The 17,526-nt window shown below is 41.9% G+C and carries 17 protein-coding genes; 1 reads left to right on the top strand and 16 read right to left on the bottom strand.

Translation table 11 applies throughout. The features are described 5' to 3' along the window. Positions 1-273: 273 nt before the first annotated feature. Positions 274-1,713: a hypothetical protein gene (locus tag BQ7489_RS14720; protein WP_072531685.1), complete on the bottom strand. Its 1,440-nt coding sequence runs from the start codon at positions 1,711-1,713 to the stop codon at positions 274-276. Positions 1,714-1,834: 121 nt separating this feature from the next. Here BQ7489_RS14720 and BQ7489_RS14715 point away from each other — a divergent pair, with 121 nt between their 5' ends. Then, positions 1,835-2,998 (top strand): IS4 family transposase, encoded by a 1,164-nt coding sequence (locus BQ7489_RS14715; protein ID WP_072531684.1) that lies wholly within the window; start codon positions 1,835-1,837, stop codon positions 2,996-2,998. Between the two features lie 29 nt (positions 2,999-3,027). On the opposite strand, the gene BQ7489_RS14710 is transcribed toward BQ7489_RS14715, so the two are convergent. The 15 genes from BQ7489_RS14710 to dnaG form a co-directional block, all read right to left on the bottom strand. After that, the gene (locus BQ7489_RS14710) at positions 3,028-3,528 is read right to left on the bottom strand and encodes a hypothetical protein (protein ID WP_072531683.1); all 501 of its coding nucleotides are present in this window, start codon (positions 3,526-3,528) and stop codon (positions 3,028-3,030) included. 8 nt (positions 3,529-3,536) lie between these two features. After that, positions 3,537-4,094: a SocA family protein gene (locus BQ7489_RS14705; RefSeq protein WP_239496963.1), complete on the bottom strand. Its 558-nt coding sequence runs from the start codon at positions 4,092-4,094 to the stop codon at positions 3,537-3,539. A gap of 319 nt (positions 4,095-4,413) precedes the next feature. Further along, the gene (locus BQ7489_RS14700; protein WP_072531682.1) at positions 4,414-5,019 is read right to left on the bottom strand and encodes a JAB domain-containing protein; all 606 of its coding nucleotides are present in this window, start codon (positions 5,017-5,019) and stop codon (positions 4,414-4,416) included. 19 nt (positions 5,020-5,038) lie between these two features. Beyond that, positions 5,039-5,590 (bottom strand): phosphoribosyltransferase, encoded by a 552-nt coding sequence (locus BQ7489_RS14695; protein WP_072531681.1) that lies wholly within the window; start codon positions 5,588-5,590, stop codon positions 5,039-5,041. An 811-nt stretch (positions 5,591-6,401) separates the two neighbouring features. Further along, on the bottom strand, positions 6,402-8,009 hold the full coding sequence (locus BQ7489_RS14685) for a hypothetical protein (protein ID WP_072531679.1): 1,608 nt from the start codon (positions 8,007-8,009) through the stop codon (positions 6,402-6,404). Then, complete coding sequence (locus tag BQ7489_RS14680) at positions 8,006-8,629, bottom strand: hypothetical protein (RefSeq protein WP_072531678.1); 624 nt, start codon at positions 8,627-8,629, stop codon at positions 8,006-8,008. The genes BQ7489_RS14685 and BQ7489_RS14680 overlap by 4 nt, the downstream gene beginning before the upstream one ends. 2 nt (positions 8,630-8,631) lie before the next feature. Next, positions 8,632-8,913, bottom strand: coding sequence for a hypothetical protein (locus BQ7489_RS14675; RefSeq protein ID WP_072531677.1), 282 nt, complete (start codon positions 8,911-8,913; stop codon positions 8,632-8,634). Beyond that, a complete protein-coding gene (locus BQ7489_RS14670) occupies positions 8,888-9,388 on the bottom strand; it encodes a hypothetical protein (RefSeq protein WP_072543054.1) in 501 nt (166 codons plus the stop codon). The genes BQ7489_RS14675 and BQ7489_RS14670 overlap by 26 nt, the downstream gene beginning before the upstream one ends. Beyond that, positions 9,385-10,185: a hypothetical protein gene (locus tag BQ7489_RS14665; RefSeq protein WP_072531675.1), complete on the bottom strand. Its 801-nt coding sequence runs from the start codon at positions 10,183-10,185 to the stop codon at positions 9,385-9,387. Before BQ7489_RS14665 ends, BQ7489_RS14670 begins: the two co-directional genes overlap by 4 nt. Before the next feature lie 19 nt (positions 10,186-10,204). Then, complete coding sequence (locus BQ7489_RS14660; protein WP_072531674.1) at positions 10,205-10,807, bottom strand: hypothetical protein; 603 nt, start codon at positions 10,805-10,807, stop codon at positions 10,205-10,207. A 3-nt stretch (positions 10,808-10,810) separates the two neighbouring features. Beyond that, positions 10,811-11,806 (bottom strand): hypothetical protein, encoded by a 996-nt coding sequence (locus tag BQ7489_RS14655; protein ID WP_072531673.1) that lies wholly within the window; start codon positions 11,804-11,806, stop codon positions 10,811-10,813. Between the two features lies 1 nt (position 11,807). Then, complete coding sequence (locus BQ7489_RS14650) at positions 11,808-12,839, bottom strand: Clp protease ClpP (protein WP_072531672.1); 1,032 nt, start codon at positions 12,837-12,839, stop codon at positions 11,808-11,810. Positions 12,840-12,896: 57 nt separating this feature from the next. Continuing rightward, on the bottom strand, positions 12,897-13,313 hold the full coding sequence (locus tag BQ7489_RS14645; protein ID WP_162617822.1) for a hypothetical protein: 417 nt from the start codon (positions 13,311-13,313) through the stop codon (positions 12,897-12,899). Positions 13,314-13,370: 57 nt separating this feature from the next. Beyond that, on the bottom strand, positions 13,371-13,853 hold the full coding sequence (locus tag BQ7489_RS14640; RefSeq protein ID WP_072532217.1) for a hypothetical protein: 483 nt from the start codon (positions 13,851-13,853) through the stop codon (positions 13,371-13,373). Positions 13,854-14,315: 462 nt separating this feature from the next. Continuing rightward, positions 14,316-17,516 carry a DNA primase gene (dnaG, locus tag BQ7489_RS14635; protein WP_072531670.1) on the bottom strand — a complete coding sequence of 1,067 codons (3,201 nt, stop codon included), beginning with the start codon at positions 17,514-17,516 and terminating at the stop codon, positions 14,316-14,318. Positions 17,517-17,526: the final 10 nt, after the last annotated feature.

Below are 17,526 nucleotides of genomic sequence, written 5' to 3'. Positions count from 1 at the left end.
TGCACCTGCAATTCTAATTCTTCAAATTCTTGTCTGTTCATAATAATTGAGGTTTGATTGTATTCACTGCCGCAAAGCTACAACCAAACCTCAAAATGTAAAAGGTGCATTTCTTCGAATGCTTACACAAAATCTTGTGTTTCCATTTGTGTCTATTAAATTTATTATAAAAATAATAGTTCAAATGTAATAAAATGTTTAGAGGAGGGCAAAAAATAAGCGGAAACTTTTGGGGAGAGTTTCCGCTAGAATACAACGAAAATAAAATATATTTTATTTATGACTCTGTAATGAATTTGTTTTAGCATTAGTCTTTTTATTGTTATCATTAATTATAAGGGAAATAGACTTCTGCTCCTGCTTCAAAGAATCTATTACCATTTCCATTCTTTTTAGTTCTTTATCTTTCACTATATTATTTTCTAGCGATTTTGTATCCTGGTATAAATATACTATCAATGAAGCATAGAATATAAGTCCTAAAAGACCAAACCATAGCCTCCTACTCTTTAAATAATCAATTAAATTTATACGTTGAATAAATATAGGAGAAACTAATACGTATAAAGATGTAAATAAAATTAAAATCACCCCAAGTCCTGTCGTATTACAAATTAATTGTGACAGATTTGTTGTTTCATTAACTACAAAAATATTTATAGTTCCAAATAAAAATGTAATAGCAGCAGTAAAAATGGCTATCAAATCAAAAGCTTTTTTATCTGTTGTTTTTATAGTTTCTTTTATAACCTCAATATCTCTACGTTCTTTAGACAAGCTAAAAAGAAAAGCCAAATTATCGCGTTCTTTTTTAAAGGATGTCAATGTATTTTTTAAAGATTTATAATCTATATCAGTTGCAAATGCTGATGGAACAAATAATTTTAATTTATAAGATTCCGAGTTACAACAGGATTCGTCAAAAGGGAGTTGGAATGGGAAAAATTTATGATTCTCACTCCATTGTAAAGCTGCTTCATATTTATTTAACAGACGATTTAACTCATCTAGTTTATCTTCTATTAGCCAATCATTAAACTTGTTACTTTTAAGATGCCCTTTTACACAAGATATAATTGCTTCTATAGCTTTTTCATAAGGATGAAAGTTTTTTATATACGTACTTCCTTGAATATCTTGTATTCTATTGATCTCACGTTTTATTTCTTTCAAATTAGGATTGCCCCGTTGAACATAAAAAGAAAATCTACAATTATGTAAGTAATTAAGAACAGAATTCCAAGAAAAAGTATCATACTTACGCTTAAATGGTTTATCATTCGTAAATGGAGTATGTAAAAAATTATTATATTTTTCAAGATATCTTTCGATTACATAGTCCATCAATTTAATATCTTTTGAATCGATAAGATTATCTTTATAATATTTCATTAAATACACAAATGGAAGAATGACCTGTTGATTGCTTTTAATACTATCCAGACATTTGTTCTCATCATCAATTGGCATTTTAGTAAAAGACACATAATCACCCAATTCTAGATTCTGAGGATATATTACTTCAGCAATAAAATTTTTATTACTTTCAAAAGGAGAGGTTTTTACACGTTGAATTATATAATTACATTTATATAATAAAAGGGAAAATATATCTTTTAAATCTGAAGATGTTATATGCTCGATCTCAAAATTTAAACGATTCCTAATTAGAAGAATATTTTGAAAATCTTTTGATTTTATAGGTAAGTTCACTACTGTCCAATAAAAGTTGGCTAATCGGTCTTTGAAATTATTGAAATACAGTCTTTTAAGTGGTATTCCTGAATGAAACGGATTTGAATTTGTAGCTTAGCGGTCAAATTGAAGACCGCTTATGAACCAAGATAAATACGTATTCGCTCAACTTACCGCTTTTCTGAACAGAACACAGTTCAACAACTTCGTTCGCAAGTATGATGGTAATCGCTATGTGAAGCAATTCACTTGCTGGAATCAGTTACTTGCTATGATGTTCGGACAACTGAGCAATCGTGAGAGCCTTCGCGACCTAATTGTAGCTTTTGAAGCGCATCGTTCCAAGCAATATCATCTTGGCTTGGGACGCAATCCAATAGCCAAAGCCACCCTCGCTTATGCTAATCAGAATCGTGACTACAGAATCTTTGAAGACTTCGCATTCTATATGATGAAGGAAGCTTGCGAAAAGCGAGCAACCAATATCTTGGAAATTCCAGGAAATAAGTATGCTTTTGATTCAACAACTATTCCGTTGTGTCTAGCCACATTTCCATGGGCGAAGTTCCGAAGAAAGAAAGGAGGTGTCAAAGCTCATGTCTTATATGACATTGAAGCACAAGTTCCTGCCTTCTATACTGTAACCGCAGCATCGAAACATGACTCTACGGCGATGTACTCAATCCATTATGAACCAAATGCTTATTATATATTCGACAGGGCTTATGACTCTTTTAAGGAACTATATCGGATTCACCTGACAGGTTCCTTTTTCGTTGTCAGAGCTAAGACGAACTTGAAATGTACAACGGTTAAATGGAAGCGCAGGATGCCTAAGTATGTACTGACCGATGCTGAAGTGAAACTGAGGGGATATCTCTCAGAGAAGAAATATCCCGAGTCATTCCGACTCATTCGTTACTACGATGAAGAGGATGACCGTGAGTTTATTTTCCTAACGAATGCAACACATGTCTCTGCATTGGATATTGCCAATCTCTATAAGAAAAGGTGGTTGGTCGAGCTCTTTTTCAAATGGCTAAAGCAACACCTTAAAATAAAGAGGTTCTGGGGTACAACAGAAAACGCTGTCCGCATTCAAATCAGTGTGGCGATCATTACTTACTGTCTTGTAGCTATAGTTCAACACGATATGCAATTGAAACGCTCAACTTACGAAGTTTTGCAGATTCTAAGTATCTCTCTAACGGACAAAACCCACTTACGTGACCTGTTCGATAAGACTAATTTCAATGATGTCAAAGAACTCGATTGTCCCCTTTTTGAAGGACTATTTGATTAAATTTTTAACTCGTCCATTTTTATTGGACACTAATGAGGTAAGTTATAATCATATCTACATAAAGGAATTGTTAAATCCGTAAAAAAAGAAAGTGTATTTTCTCTTATATTACTTCTAATTTGAAATGCACCATATTTTTCATTAGGTAAGTTTAAATCAAACTTTCTCTTTGATTCCTCTATAAAATTTTGATAATATCTGAGGGCATTATATAATGAGTTATTTAACTCATTAAATTTCATTTTAATACGATCAAGATCACTATATGAACCAATTTCATCAAGATGATTAATGTTATCAAAACCTGTGATCATCTCTAAAAAGTTCTTCAATATATTCTCTATTTCGGCATACTCAATATATTCTCCAGAGATAATAGAACGTGTTAACTGAATAAAACTGAAATCAATAAAATCAGAAATCTTATTAAATAGATTTCTGATAGCTTCATCATTTTCAAAGTTAGAGGGGAGCCAACTGTCATTATTAAATTCTGATGAATATTTATCAAAACATTTTTTTAACTCCATAAAAATCTTTACTTAAAACATTTATTGGAATCAGAACGTATCGCCTCTGTCAACATTTTAGCACTACCGCGACCCATAAATTCAGCAAACTTTATTGATTTGTTCCAACTATCCCACTTATGAGTAATTTCAACTAATTCGAATGAGCTCAAACCAATAATATCAGGATTAATATTTTTTAATTCCTCTAGAGCATTATCTACTTCAATAATTAATGAATCTTGCTGGTCATAAGATTGTAGTGTTTTTCTTTCTACAGATCTTTCTTTGATGCAATAAGATGGTAATAAATTATCTTGGATAGCATTATATATATCACTTTCTACAGGTCCATAAGGTAAGGCATAAAAATTATTAAAGATATCAAGAAGATCTTTTCCTTTATTCGTCTTTGGTACAGCCGTAAGAAATAAAAGCTTAAGCACAATAAGTTTAGACAATGGCTTAACTGAAACATTTTGACTTTTAAAATAATCTGTTCTCCACTGTTCGAATTGCTGAAGCATGTAATCAAAAGCTTTTATTTTATTAGATATTATGTCCATTGATATATCTATATAATCCATATATAAAAAATAAAATATATTCTCATATTTGAGAATATATTTGTTACTTACGTTCCCGCAAAGAAAGAAAAAAAATAGAAATTATAGCAATATTTTTATCCTTTTTCTTATAGTAATATTTTAAATTTTTCTAATTGAAATTATAATAACATTAAAATTATTATTGTATTTCGCAAATATTTTGCGTAGAAAACAAATACCTTATTCCCCGCCGCCCGATTTTTTCCGCCAACGAAGTGACAAAGCGGTAAAAATCGGGCGGCGGGCGGCTGTTACGCTACCCACCTCCCTAAAACGCTGCTACAGCCGATTACAACCCCTACAAGCGTCCTTCATCCTCATAACTAAAGTATTCCTTATCTCCATAAACGATATGGTCTAAGAGCTTTATATTCATAGTATTAGCTGCGTTCTTCAAACATTCAGTCAAACGGTTATCGTCATTACTGGGTCGGCAGTTTCCTGACGGGTGATTGTGGCAAAGTATCAGTGACGTGGCATTACATTTCAGGGCTTCCCGCAAAATAACTCTTATATCTACCTGCGTACTGGTTATGCCTCCTACAGAGATACGTTGTTTTCTGACAACACGGTTAGACTGGTTCAAGTAAATAGCCCAGCACTCCTCTACTTCCAAATCTTCCATATAAGGTTTCATCAAGTTATAAATGTCCTCACTATGCCGGATTATTACCCTGCTGCTCCTACGTTCTGTGATACGTTTGTAAAGTTCAATCACAGCGAAAGCCATGTCCCTGCGTGCCGGTGTCAAAAGCTGGCAAACATCTTCTATCGACACATTGTCGCCACGCAATAACATCTCATTAACTCGTTTACTGGTTTCTCTATTGTTCGTCAACTGATAGACTACTTCACTATCAGACAAATGCCTGCACTCTCCACTAAGTTCGAATAAATCTTTCATAATGTTGGTTATTAAATTGTTATACAAATAAAGTTCTTGCTAAAAACATACCTCCCAAAACTGAAGCTCCCAGTGCTTCAAGATGGCAAGCAAAACAGGCGTAGGAATAACCTCGGGTAATTACATCGTCAAAAACGAGTACTTTCTTTCCTTTGAAAAACTCCTTGTCGAAATTGACTATCTGCACATTATCGACGTGCTTTCCTGACTTGCTCTCATGGATTGCCAGCCGTTCACCTTCTACCGTGATATGGTCGTATGCACTGACTGCACCCGACAACCTTGCGACTTCCTCTGAAAACTGCTTATATCGGACTTCATATTTCCGCTGGCTACTGGCAGGAATACAAGCAAACACGATGTCACTCGCTTCGTTACCGTACTGCTCACGAATTTTCTTGGCAACAAGCTGGGCAGCTGAAACGGCACATTTCCCATCCTTGAAAGCCCATACAAAGTTTCTCACCTGCCAATCTCTTGAACTGGCTTTATATTTTGTTGGCAGGTAGTCAAAGAAATTGAACATGTACTTTCTGCACTGGTTTAGCATGGATTCGGTAAAGGTTTTCATAGTCTTAAAATTTATTCTGGTGCCGAGCTCGGGAGTTGAGCCTTTTTTCTGCTCTTCCTGCTCTGAGCTTTTTTTTATTCCGTTCGCTGTCGCTACGGTTTGTTTTCGCCTTTTACACCTGCCAGCAAAGGTGTTCCGAAGCGTATAAAGACAAGTTTTCACGAAAAGCAGAGCCTTGAATACTACCTGAGTCCTGTGAGGGTGGAGATTTTTTCGAGAACAGCGCCTGAACTTGGCATACGAAGCGGAACATTTACCTTTGCAGGTACAAAAGGCATAAACCATAGCGGAAGTGATACCGAATTATTGGCGAAGAGCAGACAAAGAAGAGCAGTCAAACAATACATAGCTTTAGCTATACCGCCAAGAGGGAGAGCAACGGGGCGGGTGGGTCGCTGCGTGAACGCCATCACCAGTCAGAAAGACTATCGAGTGTCTTTCTACCTTTTTACCCGAGAAATCCTGGGGATTTATCGGGCGCCAGCAGGTTGTGAACCAGTCGATTAGCCTGTAAAAACAGGCTTAAACAAGTGAATTTATTCTGATTTTCCGCTCATCCGATACAAAAACAGCACACAATCAATCGATTATCCCCTCAAAATACCGCATTTTATGCGGACGTCGGTTTTCCGACCCCCCACCGCCCTACGCCATAAACCTAATTAGCACCTTTGATAAAAGCGGAATATGTAACGGCACAAACGTCTACACGCACGGTACACGCTATCGCACGCATAAAAAACAGCCCCGACAACCATACACACGGTCGCCAGGGCTACACCTTAATATAAAACTAATTAGCTATTGAAACTCACATTGATGATGTCACGAAGATATCGTCGGTCATCTGGGGGAAACGCTCACAACCGATACACAACGTATCGAAAGCATCCGAACCGTCCGTTCTTGCCTGAAGCTGGTCTTCTTCTGTTTCTGCCAGCTTTTCCCCTCGCTTATCCTTGCCACCATTATACACACCAGCTGTCTGTACGGAGATAAGCAGATCCTCGTTGTTCTGTTCGTTGAAGAATGGAATGAGCTTTGCCTTCCCTGCAAACATACGATTGATGAGCAACCACTTCTCGATGTGCTTCATCGGGGAACCTATATAGATGGAATTAACTTCCCAACCTCTATCCTTGAAAGCACGCTCAACGACGTAATGAAAGTCTTCGTCATTGACCGCATAGTTTGAGCCCAAGGCCGTGCTGTCGTAATAGAAGATAACCTCCTTACTCCGCTGGTGCCGGTAATACTTGCAGAAGTCATCTACCAGGGCCTCGAGCTTGCGCTCATACTTTACCCAGAAAGACTTAATCACCCTCAGCCGGTTCCGATCCGGCTGACCGGCTACCAGCCAGTTGATGTTGGCATTAAAGTCGAAGGCAATGCAGATAGGTTTGTCTCGATCCAGATCAGCATCCATCAAACACGATGGTTCCTTGATTTTGTCGAACTGATATTCCAGGCTGTCCAGGTAACTAAAGTCTGTAGCGTTGTACTTGTGTCCTTCCGTCATGCTGGAATAAAACCCGTCCTTGCTGATACCGATACGCCTGCATAGGATAGCAGTCTGAAAGGTAAGCGGAGGAAGATCACGCTTCATCTGGTTAATGAATGCTTCGCCCAGCAGCTGCATATTCTCGATTGTGGAAAACTCACGATATAAAACAGCAACAGAACCCATCCGGCATACATCACGGTTCAGGGTGCGCAGATAGTCTTTCAGATATAAAGGTACAGGTTCTGATTTAGCCTGAAGGTCACGGATTCGTTTCTTTGTTCGCCAAATCTCATGCACTGTCGCCTGGATGACTTCAATCAGTTCCAGATCGCATTTCTTCTCGTAGTCCAGAAACCAGGAACCTTTCTTCGTCACCGGCATATCAGAAGTAATCAGCATGCCGTGATGAAAGTAGTGATGACCGAAGTATTGTTTGTTACCTCGGTTCGCCGGAAGGGTTTCATCCTTCAGCTGCTCGAAGTCAATATACTTTGCTTCGTCGATGTCGAGATAATCAAGGGAGAAGGAGTTGGAGGTTCCGGAACGGTCCTGGCTGATGATATAGCCGATGGATCCGTTGTAGAATGAAATCACATTTTCCCAGTTGTCAGGCTGGAAGATAGGTTCACCCCACCCCCACGACTTCGGCGGCTTCTTTCCGATGGTCCAGTGCACATCACGTTTGAATCCCCATCGCTGCCAGTGGATCAGCATGGACGGGATGGTGTTAGTGAGGGCACGTTTGCAATTGGCCGCCACAAAGCCGGTGATGCTTCCGGGCATACGCTGCATGTTACGCAGGTTGATAGCGGCATGAATCGGACCTTTACCCCACCCACGTCCGGCACACAATACTATATCCTTAGCTGGAGTGAAAAGAACTTGTTGCTGGGTTTCGTGGAAGTATTCTCTCATGGTTTAGGTTCCTCCTGTGATTTCTTCGGATTGAAGATATCGTCTTCGTTGAAGTCTGCATCTTCGAACTGGATGTCCTGGATATCCTCATTCATGTATTGTTTGATCTTATCCGCAATGCGTTGCCGGATATTCGGTATCGGTTTGATTCCGATAATTGTCGGATCGCTGTCCGGCTGGAACGGCTGCACGACAATCTTGTCGTAGCCTAAATCCTTGGCATCCTCTTTGTCGAGTTGCATATACTTGGCGTAGTAGTTGTCACAAGCGGCCATCGCCCTGGCATCCTTCATTCGCTTGGCCATCTCGTAGCTCTCTTCATTGCGCTGGATGAAGCGGTATCGATGGTAGTCCTTTGTAGCCTTGTTCAGATCACCCAGCAGATACTTGATGATCCGAATATCTTCGTAAGCAGCTGACTTCTGTATCTGGTATCGCTTCTGAAGTTCCAAAACGATTTCCTGTTCTCGTATGCGCGGGTACTGGAGCCAATAATTATACATGTCCCGAAGTCTGAGCAGACGCTGCTGAATGACTTCGGGAATGTTACGCTCTTTCATCTCATCGACCGAAGCAAAGAGATTTTCTTTTGCAATATCAATTGTTGCGGGTAATGGCATAGTTATAAATCTTCGTCGGAATCCATATCTCGGATATAAGAACCGACTAGCTGTACCGCCAGCGGGCTACCGGCTTCGGCCAGTTCCAGTTCATTCTGCCGGATCTGCAAAGCTCTTTCGGCTTTCCCCTTACGGTAAGCAATACTGACCGGATGGGACTTGTCGGAAATGATTTCTCGCAGACGGCGTTCGTCTACGTCCATCAAAACAGCGATATCCGACACTGGAGTAAGCATCGTAGCGAGTTCCTTAATTCTGTTAATCTGTGTTGAAGTGAATTCCATTGAGGTGTAGGCTTCGGGTATTAATAATCTCTGAAAACTGGTCTCGCAAAGTGAGAAAGATGTCAGGCTGTGTCGTGATCATCGCACATTCTGTCCGGTTACCTCGCGTCTGGTTCTGACTGGTAACGACTGTAACCATCCAGCGATCGTTCTCGATAAGCAACACCTTGGAATGGTTTTCCGTGAGGTACACGTCATCGAATACGGAAGACATAAAGGTGTACAAGTTGACGGTCTTTCGAGCTGCCTTCAGGTCAGCAAGCAGAACGGAGTGAAGGATCATCTTCCGTTTGCGAAGCGAAAACAACCGGCGCAAGAACTCTTCGGATGTAGAAAAGGTGGATACATAGACCTTAGCCGGTCCGGTCTGTGACAGGATGTACTCGAGTACATCAAAAAGCTGAAGCCGGTTATCCAGGTATGCTTGTAACGGCACATCGGATAACGGCTTCAGCAATCGGTTTACATGTTTCATTTCAACCCTAATTCACGTAAGGCATTCACCTGGTCCTCTCCTACGTTGTTTCCAGTAGAAATCAGGAAGTCGTATCTCTGCTGTACCTTAGCCAGCAGCTTCTCGTACTTTTCCTGATCTCCGGATTCTTTCAGCTCTGCCAGTTTCTTTTTGTTGTCTGACAGATAACCGCGGGCTGCACTGACTTTCTTTGCCATTTCAGCCGGATCTTCAGGAGATTCACCTTTTGTCTCTTCGGTACCTTGAGCATCCGGATTGAAATGGTCGTACTTGTCCATGTTATCCCGATATCTGGCATCCAGCTCTTCCAATTGCTTCAGGTATTCGTACCTGTCGCATGGAAGAGCATCCTTCATGGTTTTCAATGTTTCAAAAGTCTGCTTCAGGCGGAAGTAGATAGCCTTATTATCTTCCCAAAGCTGGCGGATCTCTTCGGGCAATGAATCGTGATCCGCGCGTTTACCCTTTGCGATAGTAGCTTCTTGCGGAATGTCGTCATCGGAACTAATTTCAGGCTGGAAGGTGGCCAGCGTTTCCGCTACTGCCGGAACCAGCTCTTTGTCCATCTTGACTACATCTTGAATCGTCTTGCGGTCCAGACGGATCGCCAGATATTTCTTCAGCTCATACTCAATCTTGCTCGCAAACTTCTGCGGATTGCGGGAAATATTCTGAAACAGAATGCGGTTCCTGGTCAGCTTGAGTACCATTTCCGCACCTTTCATCAGGTCACGCTTAGCCGGCTCCGTATTGAGCCAGCCTTGCATGTCTGTAGTTAATTGTTCATCTATATACATAACTGTATTCTCTTTTTAATTAGCCTCCCGGAAGGATGGTACTACCATCTGCTCCGGAAATTTCGCCATCTTCCGTTTCGATTTTACCCGTATAGAACGGTGACGGGCAAATATCTGTACACTGTGCCTCGAGAGTGGTGCCTGCGGTACCGGTATCCCCTTCTCCCGAAGTTTGAGAAATGGTAACTGAAGGATCAAAAGCTTCAGAGCCGAGTACACGGAACTTACCATTCTTCTGCTGGCACAGAAATATCAGCTCATCGACATTAGCCTGACGACAAAAGCCTGACGCTTCTTCGTCAGTACCAGCATGGACCAACGTGGCTTTATTCAGGAAGGTCTTAGATGGAACTTCACCCTGTGACTCTGCACTGATGGACGACTTCGTTGTCAGCAATTCAATGTACTGCCATTTCTTGTCGGCAGCCAAAACAAAGTCACCTTCGTAGGTTGCCAAAGCAGCCATACTCTCTGCCCCGTCAATCGCCGGAAGTGCCGGCCATTTTTCGATCCAACTTTTCGGAATAAAGTATACTTTACGTCTAATACCCGGTGTCGATGTCTGACCTGGACACCAGGAAAGGGATTCGTACATCCCTTTGCTTGCACAATCTACTGCCATAACTTAACCTCCTATTCCAGCGACAACCGGAGTTGAACCGTCGACGGTACCAACCAGCAGACGCTCTTTAGAAATTGATTCGAATTCTGTACCGAAGTACATTGTAGCGATGTAATCCAGCTTGAATGCATGATGCTTCTCAACGGTAATGTTCTCCGCATCGGCACCATTGCCAAAACCTACGAGCATATTGCTCTTGGTTGTCAGGTGAATGAACGGCGAACCTGCCTTATTCGCCAGCGGAACCAATTCGCAACGACCATTGGAACCTTCGAGTACCGTTTTTTCAAAACTGGTGTTATAAGGTACATGCCCCGCAGTCGCCTGGTAATCGTCTACATAATTATCGTACACTCCCTGAGGAATAAACAATTTAGTTTGCGTTTCACGCAAAACCGGATCAGCTGCACGGTAAAATTCTTTCAAGACATCTACGGCATTATCTTTACTGATTGCTTCGATGGTGAACATATTACCCAAATCAGTAGAGATTTTAGCTGCGTCTTTTTCGGTTTTGGTAATGGTGTCAAAACCATTGAAAAGTTCTTTGGTCTTGGTTCCACTGTCGTTACGTTTCGCGTTCCAAATAGAAGCATTCAAGTTACCACCCATTTTCGCAGTCAGGAAAGCCAGCACCTGACGGGCAATATCTACATTTTTCAAAGCCTCTCCTTTTGTAATCAGATTGCCATAAATGGTCTGCCATACAGAGTTAGGAGAAAACTTCTTTACTACACTACCGAGAAAGGTTTCTAATGTACGCGGATTAATAGATACTCCATCAGTATCTTCACGTCCTTCGTCATAAGGTCCCAGCTCAATATCGCCAGATAATTCGCCTACCACTTCTTTACCGCGGACACCCGGTCTTTGTGTCATGTGCTGTAATGTTGTACCCAATGCCAATACCGGCATCATCAGTAATTCTTTTCGATAACGAACAGCCGACTTGGCCAGCTGCTCATCCGTAATTTTTACGTATCCTGTTGTATCTGCCATCTTATAACAAATCTTTTACGTCGTTAAATAATTCTTTAGCAGTGTTTAGTTTTGCAATGTCGTCATCCTCACCTTCATCACCATTGATGTGTGTGGTTTCCTCACCATCATTTTTTTGCAGGTTCTCATTTCGCTTCTTCAGATCGGAAATCTGATTGTCTTTATCAGAAGATTCCTGCTCCAGATTGGCGATGTGGTCATTGAGGGCCTTGACCTGATCTTCGGTAAGCGTCACCTTACCATCTTTGTCAACTTCCACACCCTCGATTTTCAAGATGGAATTGACTTTCTGATAATCCTTTTTCATTTGTTTTGACTGATTAAGTGATTTATTTTGTGTCTGTGCAGCTTCCGGCTGATGACCTTTCAAGAACTTATTGACGAAGTTATTGAACCAGCTGGGAGCTGTATCAGCTTCCGGACTTTGTGCCCTGGTATCTATGGCGGGCAATGCCGGCAGGTGGAACATGTTAAACTTTGTCTTCATCGAGTCGTCGAAGTTCAGTTTCGAACCTTCTTCTACGATTTCATCAATGAATCCGTATTCAAGTGCTTCTTGTGCAGTAAGCCAGCGACCCTCCTTTAAAACAGGAAGAATGTCATCTACTTTTTTCTTGCACTTGTTGGCGTAAAGATTGGCCAGAACCAAATCCATCTTATCATTCTCCAGCTTGTTAGCCTTCAAATCATCAATGAGCTGTTGAATCTGGTCGGCATTGTAATTGCCCCATGCATCTACCCAATTTGATACTTTGTGAATAAGATAAAACGCATATTTGGACATACAGGTTTTCTTGGCACCGGTAGCCAAGATGGTAGCCGCACTCGCCACATAACCGAAAAGATAGCAAGTCACATCCCCGTGATCAATAAATTGCTGACGGATGTCTAGCGCATCATCTACCGAACCACCCAACGAAGATATACGCACACTGACAGGTTTGTTCCTGTAACTTGACATCTGACTGCGGATATAATTCTTAGAATATCCCCAAGGACCGATGTGTGAATCAATAATAAGGTTATATTCCATATTAGCGAAAATTAGTCTACGCAATATTATACCTTATATATATTGTATAAAAAGACCTTAATCTAATATGGAAAGCATCGGAATGGTAGAAGTCAGGGTAACAGTAACTGTCACACCCGATTTTCCGCTGGCTGCGGAAGGAAATGACTCTTCATTTTGAATGACCGGATAAGGCTTGTCTGCGCATCCGATCAGGAACTGGGAGCCGGTGATGGTTGTCACCTTAAAGCAGAACTTCTTGGAACCAGGCAACAGCTTCTCTGTCCGAAACATGGTGAGTTTGGTGGTGAAAACTCGCTGTTTGTTCTCGATTTTGTCGGAAATCTCTACTGAACTCAGCCCGATGGTTGAAATTGGGTTGAATTGTTGATAGACATTCAACCATACTCCGCGGTCGGCTATAATGTCTGAATGTTGCAAGTGATAGGATTCAATACATTCAACTTTTCTAATGTTCTGAATTAAATGTACCATAATTATCTTTGTTAGGTTATGCGTGTTCGGTGTTGTACGGTACTGTTTAAAATCGCCTCACTCGTCCGTGCGATTTCGGGTTAAAGAACCTAAAAAGATACCTTTTTTATTGTAGGAATCTCTCATACGGTAATATTTCTGACGAACGGTTTCGGAATAATCATCATCGATACCATGCATTTCGCACCAGGCAGCAATGGTCTTGTTAAGTCCGCAGTTCCGGCGAGTCAGATCGCTTATTTCGTTCCAAAGATTGGCACGAAACAAGTCCTCAATTGTTTCTTTTACGGCAGCTTTAGCTTTTTTGCCGAGGAAATTGTAATACTGTGGAGGTTTAGCCTTGCTGTCGGGTATGCAAATGGCAGTAAGTCCATCAGCTGCCAGCTCCGGGCGAATGTCTTCCGGGCGTTTGCGAAGGAAGCGTCGAATCACTGCATTCTCGTTACTTTGTGCCGGAAAAACAACTGGATCGCCTAAAGAATGGACAAGCCATTGCCGAAGATAAGGCTCCAGACGAAGATAGAAAACAATGCTGCTCATAGGAAAGTAGTATTTATGTTTGATTTCAATTATATATATCAAAAATAAGGCTTTTGATATTAGAATCCAAAAGAATTCCTCCAGCTATGACACATATTTTGTCTTCTACACCTTCTACACTTTCTACAAAATCGGATAAATATTGATTATCAACAATTTATACGATTTTAGGTTTTCTACAAGTGTAGAAATCTTGTAGAAAATGAAACATTTTGTAGAAGGTTTTATGTTTTTCTTCAATTTGTAGAAAAATGTAGAAAGATTGTAGAAGGTATGTAGAATATATAAGTACCTCTTTTTCAACATTGTAGAAAGTGTAGAAGGTGTAGAAGGTGTAGAAGCCGTTTTCTCCCCGTGGAAATAGCCTGAGCATCCCAAAGAATGGATATGAAAATAAAAAAGGCAACCACTTCACAGCGGCTGCCTTTACACTCTCAGACAATCAATTAAAGTTATAATATCTCATTCATTATCATCTATCAATTCATCACTTTCTTTCCCTTCTACCTCTACCTCAAGATTAATGTTATATGTTTCGCGAATCATGCGGTAGTCGAAACAAAGGGCCACATCGGGAGTGGAGGTTTTCTTGTAGGAAATACCTCCGGTAGGAGTCGTTTCCACCTTCTGCACTTCTACCCCTCGCTGAATGTTCTTGAAGCGGACAGAGTTCTTCTTCCCCATGTACTCCTTGGAGTTCTCCAGGTAGTATATAAGCGAACCTTCAGGAAGTATGGAATCGCCAACCTGCTTGCTGAACTTTTTATACAACATGAAGATACGGTTTTTACGCATCATCAGGATAGCTTTTGGTTCCTGGTATTGTTGTTCAATCTTAATCAGACTGCTTTTGAAACGATTCAGGTATTCGATGCGGTAATCCCCCTCGATGAAGATTTCGCCATCCTGCTGCAGATAAGATACCACATTCCAGAAGTTGGCCAGTTCATTGTTACTCTTACACTCTGCATTCTGCCGCAGAATACCGTCTACTGTCACCTGCCGGATATCCGGATAAGAAAACGGAATATCCAGCACTCCCTCGAGCGTACGAAATGCGGCCAGCGGTATGATCCAGTTGCGAAGGATTCGATCTTCCACCTTTTCGGCTCCGAGAGCTTCTAATACGTCGGACAGGCAGGTATGATAGTTGCTGATGAACTGCTGTTCCATCCGCGCTCGGTGACGGAGTATCTGGAGTGTCAAGTGAGTGAGCCCCCGTTTACGAATCTCTACCAGCTCGTTGTATCGGCGTTTCTCTTCCTCTGTAAACTCCGATTTGGCAAAGGTCAGAAATATCAGACGGCTGAACAGAGCGATGTCGGCGGTTGCCATCTCCTGACCGGACAGAATAACTCCGGAGTCTACGGCAGTTATCTCACGCTTTTTGTCACGATCCATGTTCATGCGTGACCGACCGGCACCGTCCCAAAGTCCTTTGAGGTATTCGCGCTTATCAATATCAATGTTATTCTTGAACTCGTCAATATGTACCAGGGCATTGGCACATTGTGCCACCAGATCGGCCAACGCCGGAATGGTAGCATTCTGGATATTGGGCGGAATGTTCTCGATAATGAACAATGCCATCAGACTGTGTCCGAGTTCAGACTTACCTGATCCTTTGGGACCAAACAGGTTCAATATGGGAAAGCTCTTGGTATATCCAGTGATAATGTCACGAAACAAAGTAGCCAGCAGGAAACAGATTCCTACCTTGGCATTGTCACCGAATACCCCGACCAGCTTGGAAAAGTATTCCTTCAGGCTGATGGAAGAGTAGTTAAGGTGAACAAACCTACGTTCGAACTGGAACAGCTTGTCGTCATCACGGTAGATCAGACTACTTGCCGGAAGGTAAAAATTGCCTTTCTCACCCAACCGCACGATGCCATATTCGTCAGCCGGATGCCATTCCGTATCAAATACTCCATTACCGAACGCATAGAACCCTTTGCGCTGCCATCCCAACTGGGTGATTTCAGTAGCCGTTTCGGTCTGTTCATAAAGATACATTTTCAGGCGTGTCATTTCTTTTTCACTGGCCAGCCAGATATAATTGCCCAATCCCTCGACCTTCTGCTTGAACTTGGAGAGAGATACCAGGTCTTCCTGTTTCATTTCCACAATTTCCTCCTGACGGTTCTGGTTCTTGATACGATACAGACGTTTAGGCATCAGGGAATCTTTGATATGGAACATCGGCAGCATGATGAAGTTAGACCACTGGAACTCCTTGCCGTCGTTAGTGGAATAATAGCAGTTGTTGGATTCAAAGAAACCGTATTTTGCCAGCAGATCCCGGTTGATGACCTGCGATTTACCGGCCTTGGATTCATTGATCTTCTTCTTTTCCCGGTTGATGGCCATCGACCAAAGGTTCTTGTTATTGTATGTATCTCTCAGTTTAGCCAGGTACATGGCTTCTTTGACCTCATCGCCAACCATGGCCACGAGTTTGGCTATCTGACTGACTGCGGCACTCTTGTCTTCGGTGGTACCGTCTTTATTGAACGCATACCCGGCATACCAAGTAATGAAGTCCTGCTCCTCCAGCTGGTTGAAGCGGCTGATATTGGTACAATACGAATCCGGATCATTCTTCTGGTTGCCTTCACCCAGTGGTATCTCACGTACGGATACAGAGAAACCACACTCCATAGCCAGCACACCGCTCTTTATCACGGCTGCAATGCCGGTACCGTATGGGGCGTCAACCGGTTTTGGGTCAGCGTCCGGAAGAAAACACAGCGTTGTAGCGTATCTCTTCAATTGTTCAAACTGCCCTTTAGTCCAGGCTGAACCCAGCGAGGCGATGGTATTGTTGACTCCAATGGATTGCAAGCGCATGACATCGGGTGCCCCCTCTACGCAATAGAATTTCTCCTCTTTGGCCGCCTGACGGATTGCATTATCTATACCGAAAATACTGCTTCCTTTGTGATACAAATCACTTTCACAGGAATTCAGATATTTCGGTGTACCGTCTACTTCACTCATGTCTCTTGCAGTCCATCCGATAATATTCCGGAAGCGATCACGGATTGGAATCATAATACGGTCACGATAGAAATCATAGTATCCCCCGTTTTTCTTTTTACGGATCAGTCCCATTTCTTCCATCAATTCCAATGACAATCCCTTGGATGCTGCCATATCTGATAACTGGGACCAGTCTGCCAGGGCATATCCGATTCCCATTTCTACCGGAAATGAATCACCCCAGCGCTGTCGGATCTTGGCACGTGCTGCGTCTGCTTCCGGACGTGACAGGTTCTGAAGGAATACTTCGGCTGCAAATTGATTGATGATCTGCATGGATTCGCGTTTCTTCTGACGACGTATCTCGTCGGCTGAAGGTTTCTCCTGTTCATCGTCGATATGTATCCCGTATTTATCGGCCAGCCAGAGACAGGCCTCTCGGAAATTCATATGGTTGTACTTTTGCACAAACCGAATGACATTCCCGCCTTCTTTACAGGCACCGAAACAATACCAAGTACCACGTCCGGGTTCCACCATGAAGGAAGGAGTATCTTCTGAGTGGAACGGACAGCAGGCTTTATATCGGACACCGGCACGCTTAAGCTCCACAAAACCGGATATAACGTCCACAATGTCCGCACGGTCGAGAATTTTTTCAATATCACTATTCGATATCATGTCTTTGAGT

It is taken from the genome of Bacteroides ilei (assembly GCF_900128495.1).
In the GTDB taxonomy this organism is placed as follows: domain Bacteria; phylum Bacteroidota; class Bacteroidia; order Bacteroidales; family Bacteroidaceae; genus Phocaeicola; species Phocaeicola ilei.
Note: the sequence above shows the minus strand (reverse complement) of the source record. Positions and strands in the feature narration are given on the sequence as shown.

Coding starts and splice junctions, on each gene's coding strand:
- BQ7489_RS14715 (WP_072531684.1), top strand. CDS start 1,835: ATGAACCAAGATAAATACGTATTCGCTCAACTTACCGCTTTTCTGAAC.
- BQ7489_RS14710 (WP_072531683.1), bottom strand. CDS start 3,528: ATGGAGTTAAAAAAATGTTTTGATAAATATTCATCAGAATTTAATAAT.
- BQ7489_RS14705 (WP_239496963.1), bottom strand. CDS start 4,094: ATGGATTATATAGATATATCAATGGACATAATATCTAATAAAATAAAA.
- BQ7489_RS14700 (WP_072531682.1), bottom strand. CDS start 5,019: ATGAAAGATTTATTCGAACTTAGTGGAGAGTGCAGGCATTTGTCTGAT.
- BQ7489_RS14695 (WP_072531681.1), bottom strand. CDS start 5,590: ATGAAAACCTTTACCGAATCCATGCTAAACCAGTGCAGAAAGTACATG.
- BQ7489_RS14685 (WP_072531679.1), bottom strand. CDS start 8,009: ATGAGAGAATACTTCCACGAAACCCAGCAACAAGTTCTTTTCACTCCA.
- BQ7489_RS14680 (WP_072531678.1), bottom strand. CDS start 8,629: ATGCCATTACCCGCAACAATTGATATTGCAAAAGAAAATCTCTTTGCT.
- BQ7489_RS14675 (WP_072531677.1), bottom strand. CDS start 8,913: ATGGAATTCACTTCAACACAGATTAACAGAATTAAGGAACTCGCTACG.
- BQ7489_RS14670 (WP_072543054.1), bottom strand. CDS start 9,388: ATGAAACATGTAAACCGATTGCTGAAGCCGTTATCCGATGTGCCGTTA.
- BQ7489_RS14665 (WP_072531675.1), bottom strand. CDS start 10,185: ATGTATATAGATGAACAATTAACTACAGACATGCAAGGCTGGCTCAAT.
- BQ7489_RS14660 (WP_072531674.1), bottom strand. CDS start 10,807: ATGGCAGTAGATTGTGCAAGCAAAGGGATGTACGAATCCCTTTCCTGG.
- BQ7489_RS14655 (WP_072531673.1), bottom strand. CDS start 11,806: ATGGCAGATACAACAGGATACGTAAAAATTACGGATGAGCAGCTGGCC.
- BQ7489_RS14650 (WP_072531672.1), bottom strand. CDS start 12,839: ATGGAATATAACCTTATTATTGATTCACACATCGGTCCTTGGGGATAT.
- BQ7489_RS14645 (WP_162617822.1), bottom strand. CDS start 13,313: ATGGTACATTTAATTCAGAACATTAGAAAAGTTGAATGTATTGAATCC.
- BQ7489_RS14640 (WP_072532217.1), bottom strand. CDS start 13,853: ATGAGCAGCATTGTTTTCTATCTTCGTCTGGAGCCTTATCTTCGGCAA.
- dnaG (WP_072531670.1), bottom strand. CDS start 17,516: ATGATATCGAATAGTGATATTGAAAAAATTCTCGACCGTGCGGACATT.